This is a genomic window from Nocardioides sp. P5_C9_2 (assembly GCF_054049555.1).
The window spans coordinates 1-1,651 of record NZ_JBFUMD010000649.1 but is presented as its reverse complement, the minus strand read 5'-3'; the positions used below and the strand labels follow the sequence as shown (position 1 = coordinate 1,651).

The 1,651-nt window shown below is 71.6% G+C and carries 2 protein-coding genes; both read left to right on the top strand.

From position 1 onward, the window contains the following. A partial coding sequence (locus tag ACXJKL_RS20615; RefSeq protein ID WP_457208861.1) for a hypothetical protein occupies window positions 1-664 on the top strand: 664 nt, incomplete at its 5' end. Continuing rightward, the gene (locus tag ACXJKL_RS20610) at window positions 661-1,521 is read left to right on the top strand and encodes an ATP-grasp domain-containing protein (RefSeq protein WP_457208860.1); all 861 of its coding nucleotides are present in this window, start codon (window positions 661-663) and stop codon (window positions 1,519-1,521) included. The genes ACXJKL_RS20615 and ACXJKL_RS20610, both read left to right, overlap by 4 nt. Window positions 1,522-1,651: the final 130 nt, after the last annotated feature.

Here is a 1,651-nt window from a genome sequence, read left to right as displayed (position 1 = left end):
CCGCTACACCCCGCACTACGAGCGGCACCTGCGGCACCTGCGGAGCCGCGAGTTCACCCTGCTGGAGATCGGCGTCGGCGGCTACACCCGGCGCAAGCGCAGTGGTGCCTCGCTGAAGATGTGGCGCTGGTTCTTCCCCCGGGCGACGATCGTGGGCCTGGACATCGAGGACAAGTCGTTCATCGACCAGGGCCCGATCGTGACCTACCGGGGCGACCAGACCGACCCCGACGTCTTCCGGCGGATCTTCGCCGAGCGCGGCGTGCCGCTGGTGGTCGTCGACGACGGCAGCCACGTGCCGGCCCACGTGCGGGAGACCTTCGCGATCGTCTTCCCGCAGCTCCCCGACGGGGCGATCTACTGCATCGAGGACACCCAGACGTCGTACTGGCCGGCGTGGGGCGGCCAGCTCGACCCGCGTGCCCGGGGCACGTCCATGGACCTGGTCAAGGACCTCATCGACGGCCTCAACCACGAGGAGCTCCTCGTGGAGGACTACGAGCCGACCTACACCGACACCCACGTGCGGGCCGTGCACTGCTACCACAACCTCGTCGTCATCGAGAAGGGTGACAACCGCGAGGGCACCAACCGCGACACCAGCTCGGGGCACTTCCACGGCACCTCGCCGGACCCCGCGGCCGACCCGGAGGAGACCGCATGACCGTCCTGCTCGCCACCTGCTCCGACCTGCCCGTGGGGGAGCCGGGGGCCCCGGCGCTCGAGGCCGCCCTCGCCGAGCGGGGCGTCGACGCGCGCTGGGCCGTGTGGGACGACGCCTCGGTCGACTGGGCGGGAGCCGACCTCGTCGTCGTACGGTCCACGTGGGACTACGCCACGCGTGCCGACGAGTTCCTCGCCTGGACCCGCTCGCTCGACCAGGCCCGCCTGCTCAACGGGGCCGACGTCTTCGAGTGGAACCACGACAAGGCGTACCTCATGGACCTCGGGTCGCTCCCCGTCGTCCCCACCCGGCTCGCGTCGTCCCCCGAGKAGTACGCCGCCGCGATCGACGAGTTCGGGACCGCGGTGATCAAGCCACGCGTGAGTGCCGGCGGCGCCGGCCTGATCGTGGTGTCCGACCCGCAGGACCCCCGCCTGGGCCAGCCGATCAAGAGCCACCCGTCGTACGCGCCCGTCGGCGGCCCGTGGATCGCCCAGCCGCTGGTCGAGTCCGTGCGCACCCGCGGCGAGGTGTCGCTCTTCCTGCTCGGGGGACGGGTGATCTCCCAGGTCGACAAGCTGCCCGCGGGCGACGAGGTGCGGGTGCACGAGGAGTTCGGCGGCGCCTCGCGACCGGTGCCGGTCGACCCGGAGGTCGAGGCGCTCGCCGCGTCGGCGGATACCTGGCTGGCGGAGCGCTTCGGTCGCCGGCTCGACTACGTCCGCGTAGATCTCCTCCAGCACGAGGACCAGTGGGTCGTCTCCGAGCTCGAGCTGATCGAGCCGGGGCTCTACCTCGACGTGCTTCCCGACAACGCCGCGCCCTTCGCCGACCTGGTCGCCGCGCGCCTGCGCTGAGCCGGCCCCTCCCGCTGTAACGCTCTGTTACGTGGGCTCCACACCCCACCGGTCGGGTGTGGAGGTCATGTGAGGGCGCGTTACATGGGACGGGATGCCGGCGCTGGCAGGGTGGGCGCATGGACCACAC